Here is a 17630-nt window from a genome sequence, read left to right as displayed (position 1 = left end):
GACGGGGTAAAACCTGTATTTCATTCTCTCACCAGGTGTTCCGGAGGTTGGATGTATCACCGTGTGGCGCAGGAATCCCAGTCTAATCCGTTGCTGCCAGGCTACTCGTTTAACGCCTACCTGGTCGCCGGATTAACGCCCATCCTGGCGGGCGGACCGCTCGACTTCTTCATCGATCGCCCGGATGGCATGAAAGGCTACATCATTAATCTCACGATTAAGGGGGAAGGACAGGTTTTTGCCGGCGACGACGCCTTTTATTGCCGTCCGGGCGATTTACTGCTGTTTCCTCCCAAATCAAAACACTTTTACGGCCGCGCGCCCGACAGCGACTGCTGGTATCACCGCTGGGTCTATTTTCGTCCGCGGGCGTACTGGGCCGATTGGCTGGAGTGGCATACCCGGCGCTGCGGCGTCGGCTGTTTGAGCCTGCCGAATAATCAGCTGTTGCTGGAGTTCGATCGGCTATTCGCCAATATTGAGCAGACTCAGCGCTCGGGACGGCGTTTCTCGGAAGAGTTGGGGATGAACCTGCTGGAGCGTCTGCTGCTGAGGGCGATGGAGGAAGATCCGCAGAGTCCGCAAAAAATCATGGATCCGCGGGTGATTGAAGCCTGCCAGTTTATTACCGGCAATCTGGCCGGCGAATTGCGCATTGATGAGGTCGCCCGCCACGTGTGCCTGTCGCCATCGCGGCTGGCGCATCTGTTCCGCGAGCAGGTCGGGATTAATATCTTGCGCTGGCGTGAAGACCAGCGGGTGATCCGGGCCAAGCTGCTGCTGCAAACCACGCAGGAGTCCATCGCCAATATCGGCAGGGTGGTCGGTTATGACGATCAGCTCTATTTCTCCCGCGTATTTCGCAAACGCGTGGGGGTCAGTCCGAGCGATTTCCGTCGCAGCCGCAGCGAAATCAACTATCCGGCGGCCAGAAAAGAGACGCCGATATGGGAAGAGGCCGCCCCCGGCGCCGTTGGCATTCACCGCACGGCGGAGATATCGTCAAGATAACCCGATTCCTCTAAATTTATTGGGTATATACTTGTGATGAAATCACAACGTCAATGCTAAGGGGAATCTTCATGAGTGACGTAATTCGTGTTGGGTTATTGGGATACGGTTATGCCAGCAAAACGTTTCATGCGCCATTGATTGCCGGAACGGCGGGTATGGAACTGGTCGCGGTTTCCAGCCGTGACGCCGATAAAGTCCATGCCGACTGGGCCAATGTCAGCGTGGCGAGCGATCCCCATACGTTATTTAACGATAAGGCGATCGATCTTATCGTTATCCCCACCCCGAACGACACGCACTTTCCATTAGCTAAACAGGCGCTGGCGGCGGGCAAGCATGTGGTGGTGGACAAGCCTTTTACCGTGACATTGTCACAGGCGCATGAGTTGAATCTGCTGGCGGAACACGCGGGGAAACTGCTTTCCGTATTTCATAACCGGCGCTGGGACAGCGATTTTCTGACATTGAAGCAGCTATTTCACACCGGCGTGTTAGGCGATGTCGTCTATATGGAGTCCCATTTTGATCGCTATCGTCCGGAGGTTCGCGAGCGCTGGCGCGAGAACGGCAGCGAAGGGAGCGGTATCTGGTACGATTTGGGGCCGCATTTACTGGATCAGGCGTTGCAGCTTTTTGGTTTGCCGGTCGCGATTCAGGTCGATCTGGCGCAGCTCAGGCCCGGCAGTAAAGCGACGGACTATTTTCACGCCGTGTTGATCTATCCCCAGCGGCGGGTGGTATTGCATGCCAGCATGCTGGCGCTCGCCCCAACCGCCCGTTATATCGTCCACGGTTCGCGCGGCAGCTTTGTGAAATACGGCCTTGATACGCAGGAACAACAGTTGAAAAACGGCCAGCGTCCGCCGCTGGACAACTGGGGCGAGGACAAAGAGGACGGGGTGCTGACCCTGCATCGCGACGGCGTGGCGGTCGAGCAGCGCGTATCGACGCTTCCCGGCGACTATGCCGCTTACTATTCCGCCATCCGCGATGCGTTAACCGGCAAAGGGGACAATCCGGTGACGGTGCATCAGGCGATTCAGGTGATGGAGTTGATTGAACTCGGTCTGGCGTCTCACGAGCAGAAACGGGTTATGACGTTAAAAAATAATTAGCATTGCCAATTGTTACCACAGACATTACTGTTTGGTTTAAGCAGGCGATCTCCGGATCGCCTGTGAGGTTGGTGACAAGTGCGTCGAGCGGTGAGAATGGATAGATCGTAAAGACGCTGCAAGTACATCCCTGTAAGCTCGAACCGCGCCGTCCCTGGCGCGGACGCTTTACTCTTCTATTCCATTCTCACCGTTCCGATTTGGCAGATAGGTTTGTTAACAGTCTGAGGCGATCTTAGGATCGCCTGTATTGTTTTAAATAGGGTGTTCATGTTCGCCGGCGCTGAGCGGCGGACGACAAGACGTTGAAAATTTGGACTGCGGCGGGGAACATACCGGGATAAAGGGGTAAATATGGCGTGGTTACAACGATTAAGAATTGATAAGTTTTTGCTGATATTGGTTGCGGTGGTGGCGGCGGCATCATTTTTTCCGTGCGAGGGCGCGGCAAAAATCTTTTTTGAGTACCTGACGACCGCCGCCATCGCGCTGCTGTTTTTTATGCACGGCGCCAAACTGTCGCGCGAGGCCATCACGGCGGGGATGGGACACTGGCGGCTGCATCTGGTGGTATTCGCCAGTACGTTTATCCTGTTCCCGCTGCTGGGCGTCGGCATGAGCCTGCTGGTGCCGGTGGTGTTAACGCCGGCGCTGTATCTCGGCTTTCTTTATCTGTGCGCCTTGCCGGCGACCGTGCAGTCGGCCATCGCCTACACCTCAATGGCCGGGGGCAACGTCGCGGCCGCCATCTGTAGCGCTTCGGCCTCCAGCATTCTGGGCGTATTTCTGTCGCCGATATTGGTCGGCCTGCTGATGCATACGCAGGGCGAGGCCCAGACGGATACGCTGCACGCCATCGGCTCGATTATCATGCAGTTGATGGTGCCTTTTGTCATCGGTCACTTATCCCGCCCGCTGATTGCCGGATGGGTCGATCGTCACCGCAAATTAATTAATATTACCGATCGGTCATCGATTCTTCTGGTGGTTTACGTCGCCTTTAGCGAGGCCGTCGTTCAGGGGATCTGGGGGCAGATCAACTGTTGGTCTTTACTGGCGGTGGTCGTGTGTTCCATCGTGTTGCTGACCATTGTGCTGGTGGCGAATACGCTGGCGGCGCGCAAACTGGGGTTCAATACCGCCGATGAGATTACCATCGTATTCTGCGGTTCGAAGAAAAGTCTGGCCAATGGCATTCCGATGGCCAGCGTTCTGTTTCCGGCATCGGCGGTGGGGGTGATGGTGCTGCCGTTGATGATTTTCCATCAAATTCAGTTGATGGTGTGCGCGGCGCTGGCTCAACGTTACGCCAACCGGCTAAAACGCGCCGAAGCGGAGCGTGCCGCGGCGCCGGCAAGCGAGCAATAGTGCCGCTGAAGGCCGGCGGCGTTTCCCGCCTCCCGGCCTTCAGACTGGATCAGGAAGCCAAACCTCGTTTACGCAGCACTTTCTCACGCAATTGTTGCTTTTCCTGTTCGCTGATAAACGCGATACGTAATCCATTTTCTTGCGCCTGACGGGTTTCTGCGGCGGTTAATCCCGCCAGCGGCGCCGCCACTTCGTATTCATGCCTGATCTCGATGCCCTGTACGGCCGGATCGTCGGTATTAATCGTCGCGGGAATGCCGTAACGCAGGAAATGCACCAGCGGATGCTGCTCCAGCGCGGTCACCGTGCTGGTTTGCAGGTTCGACGTCAGACAGGACTCAATGCCGATGGTGTTTTCGGCCATGTAGCTCATCAAGTCGGTATCGACAATGGCGGCGACGCCGTGACCGATGCGCTCGGCCTTTAGCTGGTGAATGGCCTGCCAGATGCTTTCCGGCCCCGCCGCTTCGCCGGCATGAACGGTAATATGCCAGCCGGCGTCATGCGCCTGTTTGAAATGCGATGAGAACAGATCGCCGGGATAGCCCAGCTCATCGCCCGCCAGATCCAACGCAACAATGTGGTCGCGGTGAGCCAGCAGGCCATCCAGCTCCTGTTGGCAGGCGTCGGTGCCGAAGGTGCGGCTCAAAATACCGATCAGACGAATCACGATATCATGATCGCGGCAGCCGGCGGTTACGCCGTCAATCACCGCTTCGACCACGCCGGCAATCGGCAGGTTATGCTTCATCGCCATATAGTAGGGGGAAAAACGCAGCTCCGCGTAATCCAGCCCGGCATTGACGGCATCTTCCACATTTTCATAAGCGATACGGCGGCAGGCGTCCAGTGAGCCGAGAACGGCGACTCCCCAATCCAGCTTTTGCAAAAAACTCAGCAAATCCGGCTCAAGTTTCGTGATTTGCACATGCGGGCGAAGTGACTCCAGGTCGTTGGCAGGGAGTGAAATATTGAACTGGCGGCCCAGTTCCAAAATGCTCTGCGCACGAATATTGCCATCAAGGTGGCGGTGAATATCCGTCAGTGGGAGTCGCGTATCAATCATGGTGTACTCTTTGCAATTAGTTGTATTAATAACCATCGTGGTATGGGTAAGTCGGACAACAGCCCGGCCGAATGCGGTGAAGTATAAAAACAAATGGCGGTAAATTGCCAATTGTTAAGCAAAAAAGTCTGCAAACCCATCAAGTTTATCAACGGTCTGAAGGTTGCCGGTCGGCTTGATATCCGGTCAGTTTGGGGATCAGACGGATATAAACCAGCTCGCTTAACAGCTCCATCAGCGTTTGGGTTACGATAATCGCCGGCAGTATCGGGATTGCGCCGGGAATGGACAAAGCCAACGGCAACACGACCAGCGAATTACGCGTGGCGGCGCTAAAGGCGACGGCGCGTCCGTCGGCGGGCGCCAGATGGAAGAGTCTGCCGATCAGCCAGCCGGCCGCCGGCGCGACGATGGCGAATAACAGGTAGATGGGGATCGCGGTGAGTACGAGAGTCCAGTTGGTTTGTAGCTGCGGAATAACGGCGGCCGCCACGACGAACAATACCCCCGCCGTGGCGGGAACGGGGAGCAAACCGAGTCCGTCGGCCAATTTATCCAGCGCCGGAGAACGGCGCGCGCCCCATTGCATCAGCCCGGCAAGCAACAAGGGGATGGCGATAAGCCAGACAAACGCGTGGAAAAACGGCGCGATATGAATCAGCCCGGCGGCGTCCTGACCTAAAAACAGGCCGAGATAAAAGGGCAACGCCGGCATTTGTACCATCAGCAGCAGCGGCGTGGCGGCCAGCAAGCGTGAGGCATCCGCGCGGCCAAGATGAGAAAAGGTCACCACGTAGTCAATACAGGGCGCGAGTAACACCAGCAGCATGCCGAGCCGAATCAGCGGATCGGCGGGCAAGTAAGGCACTAGGAGCGCGAGAAACAGGGGAATAACGATAAAATTGGCGACCAGCAGCGCGGCAAGAAACCGTAGCTGGGTCAAACTCCGCTTTAGCGACGCCAGCGGCACCTGTAAAAAAGTCACGAAGAGCATCAATGCCAGCGCCGGATTGATCGCCGCCGCCAACTTTGCGGTTTCGGGTCGTAATAGCGCAATCAATATCGCCATGACGACGGCGATGAAGTAGATCGTCGTTTGGCGCGCTTCCATCAATATCTTCAATTTTTGCATACGGCGTCGCTCAACGATAAAAACCGGTTCGGGCGGGAACAGCCAGCGACGGCGCGATTACCGTCGCTGGCTGCTGTCTATCTACGGGGGATAAAAGGCTTAATTGTCGTCTTCAGCGGGAAGGCCGATAAACGGGGCGATGAAATCTGATAATGATATCTTGTGACCGTTAAAATCAATCTGACCGTCTGCATACTGCAATGAACTGGTGATCGCATTATCTTTCGTGACGGTCACGCTATTCATCTGGCCGATGCTTGCCATCATATTCGCTTGCTGAAGCGCCATTTCCCGGGCCTGTTCTTGCTCGTCAGCATTTACCGACGGTTTTTCCGCCTGAACCATCAATTCGGCCAGCATCTCTAACGGCACATTCAATTTGGCATCGAGTTTTTTAACGGACTGAAGAATGATTTTCTCTTCATCCGACGCTTGCGGATCGGCGGCTGCGGCGCTGTTCTGAAGCGGATCGGTCATATCCAGCGTCAGCGTAAAGGTGCTTTCGCCTTTACTGTTCTTCCAGCTAAGCGGAGAGATGGCGACGCTGGGGTTGCCTTTCAGCAATTTAGGTAAATTTTGCAGGAAAGCGATCATCACCTGATGCTGGTAAGCCTGGGGATCTTCCTTGGCCGCGCTTTGCAAAAACGGTTGCAGCGTTTTCTGATAATCGGTTGCAAATTGCCTGGTTCCTTCACCGTCAAACTGGGAGAAGTGAATGCTGAGGTTGCCGGATCCCAGGTTGCGATCGCCGAAAGTTAACGATTCCAGTCCTATCGTGGTGTTGCCCGCCAGGTTTTTATCATCTTCCGTCACAGTGCTTTGTATCGAAATATTGTTGAGCGCGACCGGCTCGCGGCCTTCAACGGCTACCGTCAGCGATTTGGCGGTCACTTTGCCGTCACCGATGCCGATGTCAAACTTGCCCTTGTGATTGTTGACGTTCAGCGCGAGATCTTTCAGCGTGAAGCTTTCCAATTCATCCCAGGGATTTTTCTTTTCTATCAGTAGATTGTTGATAGCGCCCGACAGTTTGTTACCGCGAAAATCGCTGGTGGTGTCCAGCAGGAGTTGAGCGCCGCTGAAAGAAAATTTCTGATCGTTTTCCTGAAATTCAATCGGCAACAGCCTGATATCGGAACCGATAGCGCCGCTGTAGGCGACGCGCGACTCGGAGGTGAAGAACGGTTTGCCCTGCGTGAGTTCGAACAGCGGGTTGATCACCGGCGTATCTCCCAGTTCCGCATGTACGGCGGCCATCGCGGGGATCAGATTAAACTTTTTGAGTTGCGACAACGGGAAAGGGCCGTGATAAACGGTATTGTTGATGACGATTTCCTCGCCCGGCGCCAGGGGTTTTTGCCATTTGTCCGAACCGTCGTATTGCATAACGAAAGTGACTTTACTACTGAAAATACCGCCCTGATAATCACGATACACCGCTTTTATCGCGGCATCGGGGTAAGCGGATTTAATCTGCGCGTTAATATTGTCGGTAAACTCGTCAATATTCTGAGCCAATTGTTTACCGGTATACCAGGAAGCGCCGGTCCAGACCGCGCCCAAAGCGATAATGACGCCGGCGGCAACTAATGACTTCTTCATTTTTATTCATCCTTTTTTAAAACTCGCCCGGATGCTTCCGGGCGAGCGATCTGTCTCGGTAATTACCGATTAAATACACGAGCGATGCGCCCCTGTCCCTGAACCAACACCGGTGTTTCATTAGCTGAAATAAAACAGGACTCGCCTGGTTTAAGTCTGATGTGCCGATCGTCTTTTTGCAGTAATGCCTCGCCGTCAATGCAGAAAACAATGGCGGCGCTATTTTGGCCGAGCGCTTGCGCTTCACCGTTCAGATGGTGCAGGGAAAAGGCAAAGTCGTCTACGGGAATCGGAAAGCTTAACTCATTTCCCTGTTGAATGGGGGCGGTCAATAAATTTGCCGCCGGTTTGGCGACAAATTGCACGTTATCCAGCAGTTCCGGGATATCGATATACTTCGGCGTTAACCCCGCCCGCAGCACGTTATCCGAATTCGCCATCACTTCCAGCGCCACGCCGTTCAAATAGGCGTGCGGCGTTTGCGCATACAGGAACATGGCTTCGCCCGGTTGCAGCGTAATGACGTTGAGCAACAGCGGAGAAAATAGCCCGCTGTCGTCCGGATAAAACCGGGTAATATCGCGAATGGTTGCCCAGGGTTCGCCCTGCTGGTTGTTCAGCGCCGCTTTTAATACGCCCAATGCCTGACTTTTTTGCTGGCCTTCCATGCTTAGCAGGTTGGCGAACAGCATGGAGAGATTTTTACCGTCCGGTTGCTGTAAAAAGGCGGCAATCGACGGATGCGCGCTGGCGACCGGCTGCAATAAGGCGACAATTTCAGATAATTCTCGAAAGCCATTCATGGCCTGGAACGGGGTCAGGGCGAACACCAATTCCGGCTTGTGATTGGCGTCCTTGTAGTTTCTTTCCGCCGCATCCAGCGCGATACCGGCGGCATTTTCCTTCGCAAATCCTTGTTCCGCTGAGGATTTACTCGGGTGAACCTGGATGGAAAGAGGCTGGTCGGCGCATAAAACCTTAAATAAAAACGGTAATTCCCCAAAACGCCGCGCCACGTCGGCGCCGAGATGCCCGGTCAGGTCTTCGGCAATCACTTCACGCAGGCTGCGATCGTTGCCTTGTTCGTCAATGACATGGGAACTGCTCTTGGGATGGGCGCCCATCCATAATTCCGCCATTGGTAAATTATTAGGGTTATCAATACCATACAGCTCACTTAAAGCGTGTTTGCTTCCCCAGGCGTAGTGCTGGACACGGTTGAGCATTTTTTGCATGTTGGTTTCCTGACGTTAAGTAACCTTTTGATTAACATAATTTAAATAGTTAACAAATCGGCAACAGGTAAATAAATGGTTTTCGCTCACATCATGTTAATGTTTTATGTGCCACTATTCCAGACGGGGCCGGTAGGGGTAATCTCTTATCCCAGACGTTTAAGGAACACTTTTCCGGGACGATTTCGGCAGAATTGACCATTAAATCAGCGTTTGTGTCAGCTCATGCCGTAATGATTCGCATTGCCATTATTCTTTTTATTTTCATTTGAATGGCGATGCCGATCTCTTCATTATTCTGTCATGCTAAGGAGAAATGGTTATGACAACCACGCGTATTGAAAAAGACTCAATGGGGCCGATTGAAGTTCCTGCCGAACATTTATGGGGCGCGCAGACACAGCGTTCACTGGAGCATTTCCGTATTTCCGAAGAGAAAATGCCGCGCGCGCTGATCTTTGCGCTGGCGCAGACAAAGCGTGCGGCGGCCAGCGTCAATATGGATTTGAAATTGCTGCCCGACGAGCGCGGAAACGCCATTGTCCAGGCGGCCGACGAGGTGCTGGCGGGCAAGCATGCGGGTGAGTTCCCGCTGGCCATCTGGCAAACCGGATCCGGCACCCAAAGCAACATGAATATGAATGAGGTGCTGGCGAACCGCGCCAGCGAGTTATTGGGCGGAGAACGGGGCAGCGACCGCCTGGTTCATCCCAACGACGACGTGAATAAAAGCCAAAGCTCGAACGATGTTTTCCCCACGGCGATGCATGTGGCGGCCGTACTGGCGCTTAACGAGCACCTTATTCCCGAGTTGACCGTATTGCAGCGCACGCTGGCGGCGAAGGCCGAACAGTTCAAAGATATCGTAAAAATCGGGCGCACCCATTTGCAGGACGCGACGCCGTTAACGCTGGGTCAGGAAATTTCCGGCTGGGCGGCCATGTTGCAACACAACCTGACGCACATTGAAAACAGCGTACCGCATTTGTGCGAACTGGCGCTGGGCGGTACGGCGGTCGGCACCGGATTAAATACGCACCCTGAATATGCCGTCCGGGTCGCCGCCGAACTGGCGAAGCTGACCGGGCAGCCGTTTGTCACCGCGCCGAACAAGTTTGAATCATTAGGCACCTGCGATGCGCTGGTGCATGGACACGGCGCGTTGAAAGGGCTGGCGGCCTCATTGATGAAGATCGCCAATGACGTGCGTTGGCTGGCTTCCGGGCCGCGCTGCGGCATCGGCGAACTGAGTATTCCTGAAAATGAACCCGGCAGTTCGATTATGCCCGGCAAAGTGAATCCGACGCAGTGCGAAGCCCTGACGATGCTGTGTTGTCAGGTGCTGGGGAATGATGTCGCGGTGAATATAGGCGGGGCATCGGGGAACTTTGAACTGAATGTTTATCGCCCGATGGTGATCCATAATTTCCTGCAATCGGTGCGTCTGCTGGCCGACGGCATGAAAAGCTTTAATGAACATTGCGCGGTTGGCATTGAACCGAACCGCGAGCGTATCGATCAGCTGTTAAATGAATCACTGATGCTGGTGACGGCGCTTAATCCCCACATCGGTTACGATAAAGCCGCCGAAATCGCGAAAAAGGCGCATAAAGAAGGACTGACCTTAAAAGCATCGGCGCTGAAGCTCGGGTATCTTACCGATGCGCAGTTTGATGAGTGGGTACGACCGCAGGATATGGTCGGCAGTCTGAAAAACTGATTAATCCCGCCTATCGCCGGCTGGCGATAGGCGGTCTCAGTGACGATCCCGGCGGTCGTTTACACGGCGTCGGTATACAGATGCAGCCGGGGGATCAGCAATCTCAGCGGTGTCGCCTGCGGTTTATGCTTATGTTTTATGTTGCCGGCATCGTAGTTATTCAATTCGCCGATAACCGGAACGGCGCCTGCGGATTCTTGTCGGCACAAGACCAGCAGTGGGGAAGGACAGGGATGTTGCACCTGCTTTTGTTGTTCCGGATACCATACTCTGGCGATCGGCTGGACTTTCACCGGTCGTTTTATCTTCAATACCGCCTGTTCGGGCAATCGCAATACTTGCTCTATCTCCTGTTCAACGAATTCCGCCCACTGTTGCTTGCTGTACGGCGCCGCGCTCTTGCCGGCTTTCCGGCTTTTCTCCAGTTTATTCAGCAGTTCGGCGCGGGTCATATTCTTGATGATGTGTTTATTGGCCCAGCCGAAACGTACGGACGCCGGGTTGACGACCAGCATTATCGAGCGGTAGGCGCTGAGCGTGATCAGCCCCGGCAGGTGATTGTGAACAAATTCAAAGCGCTGTTCGGGGGCAAGGCCGGATTCAACGGTGATAATGTGCTCCAGTTCTTTTTTCAGCGCATTGATTTCGGCGATAAGCCGTTGCGCCTGCTGATACTGATGCAGGTCGACGGAAAAGCACAGGGCGCCGGGGAGCCGAATGGCGGCTTTGCTGCTAATGGTTTCCGGATAGTGGTGGATAAACAGCCGCTGGAAATGCGCCAACCCTGATTCGCAGGCCGCCTGGCCGACATGCTGCTGAACCATGATGTGTTCTATCGCGTCGTGCTCGGCGCCTTTTTCAATATCAGGTAATGAAAAAACGCGCCCGGCCAGTAAGCGAAAGGAGGAAAACAAAGGCGGCATCTGCGCCAATTTTTCCTCCAGCGAAGCGAAGCAGCGGTTCATGCGGTCAATCAGCGAGTAGCGATCCATAGTTTTACCGTTCCCCATTGTCGATGCCTTTAGTTACAACATACTAATGGTTATATAACTAATCCCCGGCATCAGCAACCGTGTTTTGGTCGCTGAGCAGGGATTTATGGCGAATCGGCGAGGTTAGGGCAGTTGTTTCAGACGGAAGCTGACCAGTAGCGCGATGATCAGTAAGGCGGCCAAAAATAGGGTGATGCCCGCCCAGCCATACGAGTACCAGAACATGCCGCCGACCGTGCCGGCCAGACTGGAGCCAAAATAGTAGGAAAAGAGATACATGGAGGACGCCTGGCCTTTAGCCCGACGAGCGCGCTGTCCAATCCAACCGCTGGCGACCGCGTGCGAGGCGAAGAAGCCCGCGGCAAACAACATCATGCCCAGTAAAACGCACAGCATGGGACTTAGTGCGGTAATAAGAAGACCCAGCAGCATGATACTGATGGAGATCATCAATACCGGACCGCGTCCATAGCGAGCGGTTAATGCGCCTGCTTTCGGCGAGCTATAGCTGCCGGTCAGATAAACCACTGACAGCAGGCCGACGATCGCCTGATTGAGCAGATAGGGTGAAGCCAATAACCGGTAACCGATGTAGTTGAAGAGGGTGACGAACGACCCCATCAGCAAAAAGCCTTCTAAAAACAACAGCGGCAGTCCGGCATCGTGCCAGTGCAGTTTCGCATTCAGCAATAACGCCTTGGGGCGCAAAGAACCGGCCCGGAAATGGCGCGATTCCGGCAGAATCTTCCAGAAGACCAGCGCCGAAATTAACGCCAGAACGCCGATGGCGCCGACGGAGACCCGCCAGGGAAAATAGTCGCTCAATACGCCGCTGACCAGTCGCCCGCTCATGCCGCCAATCGAGTTGCCGCTGATATACAGCCCCATGGAAAAGGCCAGCACGCTAGGGTGGATCTCTTCGCTCAAGTAACTCATGGCGACGGCCGCCACGCCGCTGAGCGATAGACCAATCATGGCGCGCATGATCAGCACGCCGTGCCAACTGGTCATAAAGGCGCAAATTAACGTACAAATGGATGCCAGCAGCAGCGACACGACCATCACGTTTTTTCGTCCGACGGTATCGGACAGCGGGCCGGTAAACAGCAGGCCGAAGGCCATGGTCGCCGTCGCCACCGAAAGCGACAGGCTGCTGGCGGCCGGAGAAATGGAAAACGCGTCAGAAAGCACCGGCAGCAGCGGCTGCACGCAGTAAAGCAAAGCAAAGGTGGCCAATCCGGCCGAAAACAGGGCCAGGGTGACGCGCATAAACTGCGGCGTGCCGCGTTTGATATAAGGTGTTTTTCCGTTAGCGGTAGGTTTTGGCGACTGGGGTTCTACATCATCAAGGATCGAGACAGACATATTGCCTGATGCTGTTGTCGAGGGGGTACTCAAAATAATTCCAGGTTAAGAAGGGAAAAGATGGCGCGATCATAGAAGAGCAATATTCTTTTGTATAATATATTAATCATCATAATTAATACTTATAAAATATGAATATTGAATTACGTCATCTTCGCTATTTTATTGCCGTCGCCGAAGAGCTGCATTTTGGCCGCGCGGCGGAAAAACTGCTTATTTCTCAACCGCCTCTCAGCCAACAAATACAAATTTTGGAGGAGCAGGTCGGCGCAAAGTTATTGGAGCGCAATAACCGGAATGTCCGCCTGACGCCGGCGGGCGAAATGTTTTTAAAAGAAGCCTGGTCAATCATTGCGCAGGTTAATCAGGCGGCGGAGCGGGCCGCGCGCATTCAGCGCGGGGAAATCGGCGAACTGACCATCGGTTTTACTTCATCCGCGCCTTTTATTAAAAAGGTTTCTCGCAGTTTACTTCGTTTTCGCCAGTCTTTTCCGCAAGTGCATATCCAGATGATTGAGCTGAATACCAAACAGCAAATCGAGCCATTGCTGAACGGTAAACTCGATATTGGGGTGATGCGCAATAATCCGTTGCCGGATGCGCTTGACCATCAGCTCTTGCTGCACGAAGCGCTGGTTGCGGTGGTGCATGAGGAGCACCCGCTGGCCAGGCAGGCCAAAGGGCCGATCAGCATCCGTCAGTTGGAGAATGAACCTTTTGTGTTTTTCTCGCGCGAGGTCGGTACGGCTTTGTATGATGAAACCCTGACGTTGCTGAAAAAATACGGCATCACGCCCTACATTACTCAGGAAGTCGGCGAGGCGATGACGATAGTCGGTCTGGTGTCATCCGGGCTGGGCGTATCCATTCTTCCCGCTTCGTTTATGCGCATCAAAGTCGATGGCGTGAAATATTTACAATTAGCGGAAAGCGATGCGATTACGGAAGTCTGGCTGGTTACGGCAAAACACCGGGCGTTAAAAACGGCGGCGGAGACGCTGATCTCGCTGATGCTTAATCGATAATATTTTCAATATGTGCGTTAAATCACATAACGAATCAAATATTTGACGGCTTTGGCGAAAAGCCCCAACATAACCGCAGTTTTTTTATTTTGCAGCGTGAAAAATAGATTATACATACCTGATAGATTTCGAGTTGTCGCTCCAGGCTGTAACTTGAAGGATAGCGGGTATAACCGGTCCCCATCAGCAGTGTCAGCGATGAAAAGTAGGAGCCAGTTTTGTGATTGCCGACGGTCAGCCAGGACATATCGATCAGATTAAACAAACGAATGCCGGTGCGGTGTACAGACTGATCGATAATTATGGCCCGATATCACGTATTGAACTGTCTAAACGCGCCCAGTTGGCGCCAGCCAGCATCACCAAAATAGTGCGCGAACTGCTGGAGGCGCATCTGGTGCAGGAAACGGAATTCCAGGATATCGGCAGTCGGGGACGTCCGGCCATCGGGCTGGTTCTGGATACTCAGGCTTGGCATTACCTTTCCGCGCGCATCAGTCACAATACGATTACGCTGGCGCTGCGCGATCTGAGCAGTCAGCTGGTTGTCGAGGACAGCCTGCCGCTTCCCGCAGAACATCCGCAGCCGCTGTTGCAACGTATTTTGCAGGAGATCGATCGGTTTTTTATTCGCTACCAAAATCGTCTGGAACGCCTTACCGCCATTGCGATTACCGCGCCCGGCATGATCGACGCCGCCACCGGCATTATTCATCGCATGCCGTTTTATGACGTCGAGGAGATGGCGATCGGGCCGGCGCTGGAACAGCGCACCGGTTTACCCGTTTTCGTCCAACATGATATCTGCGCCTGGACGATGGCGGAGGCGCTCTATGGCGCTTCTCGCGGTTGCCAGAATGTCATTCAGATTGTGATTGACCATAATGTCGGCGCGGGCGTCATTACCGGCGGACGGATTTTGCATGCGGGCAGCCGTAACCTGGTCGAAATAGGGCATACGCAGGTCGACCCTTATGGCAAGCGCTGTTATTGCGGTAATCATGGTTGCCTTGAAACGGTCGCCAGTACGGAAAGCATGTTAGATCTGGCGCAGCAGCGGCTGAGCGTGTCGATGAGTTCGGCGCTGCATGGGACGCCATTGACGGTCGACAGCCTTTGCGAAGCGGCATTGAAAGGCGATCAGTTGGCTAAAGATATTATTAATGATGTGGGTAATAACGTCGGCCGAATTGTCGCCATTATGGTTAATTTATTTAATCCCGATAAAATTCTGGTCGGTTCGCCGCTAAATAAAGCCGCGGATATTTTATATCCGGCTATTATGGGATGCATTCATCAGCAATCTTTCCCGCCATACAGCCACAACATTAAGGTAGAAGCGACGCAGTTTTATAATCAAGGCACCATGCCCGGCGCGGCGCTGGTTAAAGACGCCTTGTATAACGGCTCGCTACTGGTGAAATTGTTGCAGGGTTAATTTTTCAATCTCTTTTGATATTGGCATTTTCCCGTCCGCCGGCGCAGAGCAACAAAACATTGAGCTAACGCAAGCTGCCTGAAGGGCGTATCGCCTAGACTTTCGCTATTGGATAGCATTTTTTGTAGTGCTTGTTATTTTTCAGGTTCCCTCCGGAGTTTTCTCATGTTGAAACGCGTTTTTGTCACAGGAACTGATACGGCGGTTGGTAAAACTGTGGTATCCAAAGCGTTATTGCAAAAGTTGGCAATGACGGGAAAATCAGTGGCGGGCTATAAACCAATAGCAAAAGGGTGTGTGGAAACGGAAGAGGGATTACATCATAAAGATGCGCAGCTTTTACAGGCGGCGTCGTCTATCGAACTTCCTTACGAGATGATCAATCCCATCGCATTGCGCGAGGTCGAAATCAGCGCCAGCGAACAGGCGATTAATTACAGCGCCATGACTCAGGGATTGCAGCATTTAAGCGAGCTTGCCGACGTCGTGGTCGTGGAAGGCAGCGGCGGTTGGCGCACGCTGCTCAACGATCTGCGCCCTTATTCTGAATGGGTGGTTCAGGAACAACTGCCGGTCGTTTTAGTGGTGGGGATTAAATTGGGTTGCATCAGTCATGCGTTATTAACGGCGCAAGCCATTATTAATGATGGTTTGCCGCTGGCCGGCTGGGTGGCGAATAGAATTAATCCAGGGTTAGCGAATTACGCGGATATCATTACCGTATTGCGTAAAAAAATTCCCGCGCCACAATTAGGGGAATTGCCTTATTTACCGCGTGCCGAACAGCGTGACTTATCTTCTTATATCGATCTTTCAGGATTAACTTATTAGTTCCGCACACTGTCCGCCGAATGATTTCAAGGTGTAGTCAGCATCGCTGCACCTTATATTTCCGATATTGCGCCCATCGCTCTCCTTTTTAAATTTCCCTGTCCTATTTTTTCTGACCTTAAGCAGAGGGTCGCCGACGGGCAACAACTGGTATACTCAACAACAGAGTTTATCCGCCAGGCAAAAAAGTTTAATGAAAACAGTCGATAATTCTGATCACTCTCCTGTAAAGCATCGCCACTGGGTTTTAATCGCCTGTATGTTGGCCATGTTTACGGCGGCAATTGAAGTTACCATTGTCGCCACCGCGCTACCGACGATTATCGCGGATTTAGGCGGTTTCTCACTCCTGGGATGGGTTTTTGCCGGTTATTTGCTGACGCAGGCCATCAGTATTCCTATTTATGGTCGGCTGGCCGACTTATTCGGCCGCAAGCGCATTTTCTTTATCGGCATGGTTATTTTTCTGCTGGGCTCGGTGCTGTGCGGCTTTTCCAACCATATGGGATGGTTAATTCTGTTTCGCACCATACAGGGCTTGGGCGCCGGCGCCATCACGCCCATCGCCTTTACCATCGTCGCCGATGTGTATAGCAAGAGGGAGCGCCCTAAAATTCAAGGGTATCTATCCAGCGTATGGGGGATCTCGGCGATCGTCGGCCCGCTGATGGGGGCATTTATCGTTGAGCATTTCACCTGGGCCCTGGTGTTTTGGGTTAACGTGCCGATTGGATTTTTGTCGATGTTTTTATTAGCCCGTTACTTGCCGACGATTAGCCAGGTACGGCAGCATCAGTTGGACTGGATTGGCGCATTCTACCTTGCCATTACCGTCGCCAGCCTGTTGATGGCGTTATTGCAGGCTGAAATCCTGGGAGTATGGGTCATCCCGTTACTGGCGGTTGCCGCGGTCGGCGGCATTTTATTATTCAGACAGGAAACCAGAACGCCGGAACCGCTTTTCCCGTTGGCCTTGTGGCGTAACCGGGTGATTGTCGCCGGAAATCTGGGCGGGCTGTTGATTGGCGCAACCATGATGGGCGTCAGCGCTTTTCTGCCGACCTTTATTCAAAGCGTGATGGGCCGTTCGCCGCTGGAGGCGGGGAGTATTCTGGCGCTGATGTCGATTGGCTGGCCTTTGGCCAGTACGCTGGGTGGCAGATTAATGCTCTGGACATCCTATCGGTTTACCGCCGTCTGCGGGGGATTGCTGCTGATAGCCGGCAGTCTGATGCTGTTAACGCTCGCGCCGGATAAATCGCTGAACTGGGCTCGCGTCGCCGCATTTACTATCGGCGCCGGTATGGGGCTGAGCAACACCACCTTTTTGGTCTCGATACAAAACGCGGTGGACTATTCCATCCGCGGCATCGCAACCGCGTCAACCATGTTTACCCGCATGCTGGGTTCGGCGCTGGGAACGGCCATTCTCGGGGCGACGCTGAATATCAACCTGCATTTTCGTTTGCCGGAGATGGCCGATCCACTGCAAACGCTGATGGATGTCCATAGCCGCGGCATGATGAGCGCGACGCAGTTGGAATCTATCGCCTGGCAGGTTTCATTCTCAATACATTGGGTTTTTATTGTTTCCGCGCTGATCGCGGTCGTGACGCTGTTTGCCGCCTGGATGATCCCCGCCAATCACCGCGTTTAATCAGCGTGCGTGCTTGAGACGGGAACGGATTTTCGTTTCAGAGAGAAGAAAAACGCGCTCTGAAACGAAA

14 protein-coding genes are annotated in these 17630 nt (G+C 53.7%); 8 read left to right on the top strand and 6 right to left on the bottom strand.

From position 1 onward, the window contains the following. Positions 1-51: 51 nt before the first annotated feature. The 3 genes from araC to ABRZ26_RS01430 all read left to right on the top strand — a co-directional run bounded on the left by araC (position 52) and on the right by ABRZ26_RS01430 (position 3497). Positions 52-1011, top strand: coding sequence for an arabinose operon transcriptional regulator AraC (gene araC, locus ABRZ26_RS01440; protein ID WP_319602477.1), 960 nt, complete (start codon positions 52-54; stop codon positions 1009-1011). A gap of 71 nt (positions 1012-1082) precedes the next feature. Then, a complete protein-coding gene (locus tag ABRZ26_RS01435) occupies positions 1083-2129 on the top strand; it encodes an oxidoreductase (RefSeq protein WP_319602476.1) in 1047 nt (348 codons plus the stop codon). A 354-nt stretch (positions 2130-2483) separates the two neighbouring features. Next, a complete protein-coding gene (locus ABRZ26_RS01430) occupies positions 2484-3497 on the top strand; it encodes a bile acid:sodium symporter family protein (RefSeq protein ID WP_319602475.1) in 1014 nt (337 codons plus the stop codon). Between the two features lie 49 nt (positions 3498-3546). Here ABRZ26_RS01430 and add read toward each other — a convergent pair whose 3' ends face one another. From add to manA, 4 genes are all read right to left on the bottom strand, one after another. Beyond that, entirely contained in the window at positions 3547-4563 is a 1017-nt protein-coding gene (add, locus tag ABRZ26_RS01425; protein WP_319602474.1) for an adenosine deaminase, read from the bottom strand. A gap of 148 nt (positions 4564-4711) precedes the next feature. Further along, positions 4712-5695, bottom strand: coding sequence for an arsenic resistance protein (locus tag ABRZ26_RS01420; protein ID WP_319602473.1), 984 nt, complete (start codon positions 5693-5695; stop codon positions 4712-4714). A 99-nt stretch (positions 5696-5794) separates the two neighbouring features. Continuing rightward, positions 5795-7297: a YdgA family protein gene (locus ABRZ26_RS01415; RefSeq protein WP_319602472.1), complete on the bottom strand. Its 1503-nt coding sequence runs from the start codon at positions 7295-7297 to the stop codon at positions 5795-5797. A 62-nt stretch (positions 7298-7359) separates the two neighbouring features. Then, entirely contained in the window at positions 7360-8532 is a 1173-nt protein-coding gene (manA, locus tag ABRZ26_RS01410; protein WP_319602471.1) for a mannose-6-phosphate isomerase, read from the bottom strand. 322 nt (positions 8533-8854) lie between these two features. Between manA and fumC the strand changes: the two genes are divergently transcribed. After that, the gene (fumC, locus tag ABRZ26_RS01405) at positions 8855-10252 is read left to right on the top strand and encodes a class II fumarate hydratase (RefSeq protein ID WP_319602470.1); all 1398 of its coding nucleotides are present in this window, start codon (positions 8855-8857) and stop codon (positions 10250-10252) included. A 59-nt stretch (positions 10253-10311) separates the two neighbouring features. Here fumC and tus read toward each other — a convergent pair whose 3' ends face one another. Together tus and ABRZ26_RS01395 are read right to left on the bottom strand one after the other, a co-directional pair. Further along, positions 10312-11244, bottom strand: coding sequence for a DNA replication terminus site-binding protein (gene tus, locus ABRZ26_RS01400; RefSeq protein ID WP_319602919.1), 933 nt, complete (start codon positions 11242-11244; stop codon positions 10312-10314). Between the two features lie 123 nt (positions 11245-11367). Further along, positions 11368-12609 (bottom strand): MFS transporter, encoded by a 1242-nt coding sequence (locus tag ABRZ26_RS01395; RefSeq protein ID WP_319602469.1) that lies wholly within the window; start codon positions 12607-12609, stop codon positions 11368-11370. 131 nt (positions 12610-12740) lie between these two features. On the opposite strand from ABRZ26_RS01395, the gene ABRZ26_RS01390 reads away from it, so the two are divergent. The 4 genes from ABRZ26_RS01390 (at position 12741) to ABRZ26_RS01375 (ending at position 17560) form a co-directional block, all read left to right on the top strand. Continuing rightward, a complete protein-coding gene (locus ABRZ26_RS01390; protein WP_319602468.1) occupies positions 12741-13634 on the top strand; it encodes a LysR family transcriptional regulator in 894 nt (297 codons plus the stop codon). Between the two features lie 220 nt (positions 13635-13854). Beyond that, entirely contained in the window at positions 13855-15072 is a 1218-nt protein-coding gene (mlc, locus tag ABRZ26_RS01385; protein WP_319602467.1) for a sugar metabolism global transcriptional regulator Mlc, read from the top strand. A gap of 165 nt (positions 15073-15237) precedes the next feature. Beyond that, the gene (gene bioD, locus ABRZ26_RS01380) at positions 15238-15903 is read left to right on the top strand and encodes a dethiobiotin synthase (RefSeq protein WP_319602466.1); all 666 of its coding nucleotides are present in this window, start codon (positions 15238-15240) and stop codon (positions 15901-15903) included. Positions 15904-16096: 193 nt separating this feature from the next. Beyond that, positions 16097-17560: an MDR family MFS transporter gene (locus tag ABRZ26_RS01375; RefSeq protein WP_319602465.1), complete on the top strand. Its 1464-nt coding sequence runs from the start codon at positions 16097-16099 to the stop codon at positions 17558-17560. Positions 17561-17630: the final 70 nt, after the last annotated feature.

Origin of the sequence: Brenneria sp. L4-2C (assembly GCF_040240335.1) — a bacterium.
Taxonomy (GTDB): domain Bacteria; phylum Pseudomonadota; class Gammaproteobacteria; order Enterobacterales; family Enterobacteriaceae; genus Brenneria.
Note: the sequence above shows the minus strand (reverse complement) of the source record. Positions and strands in the feature narration are given on the sequence as shown.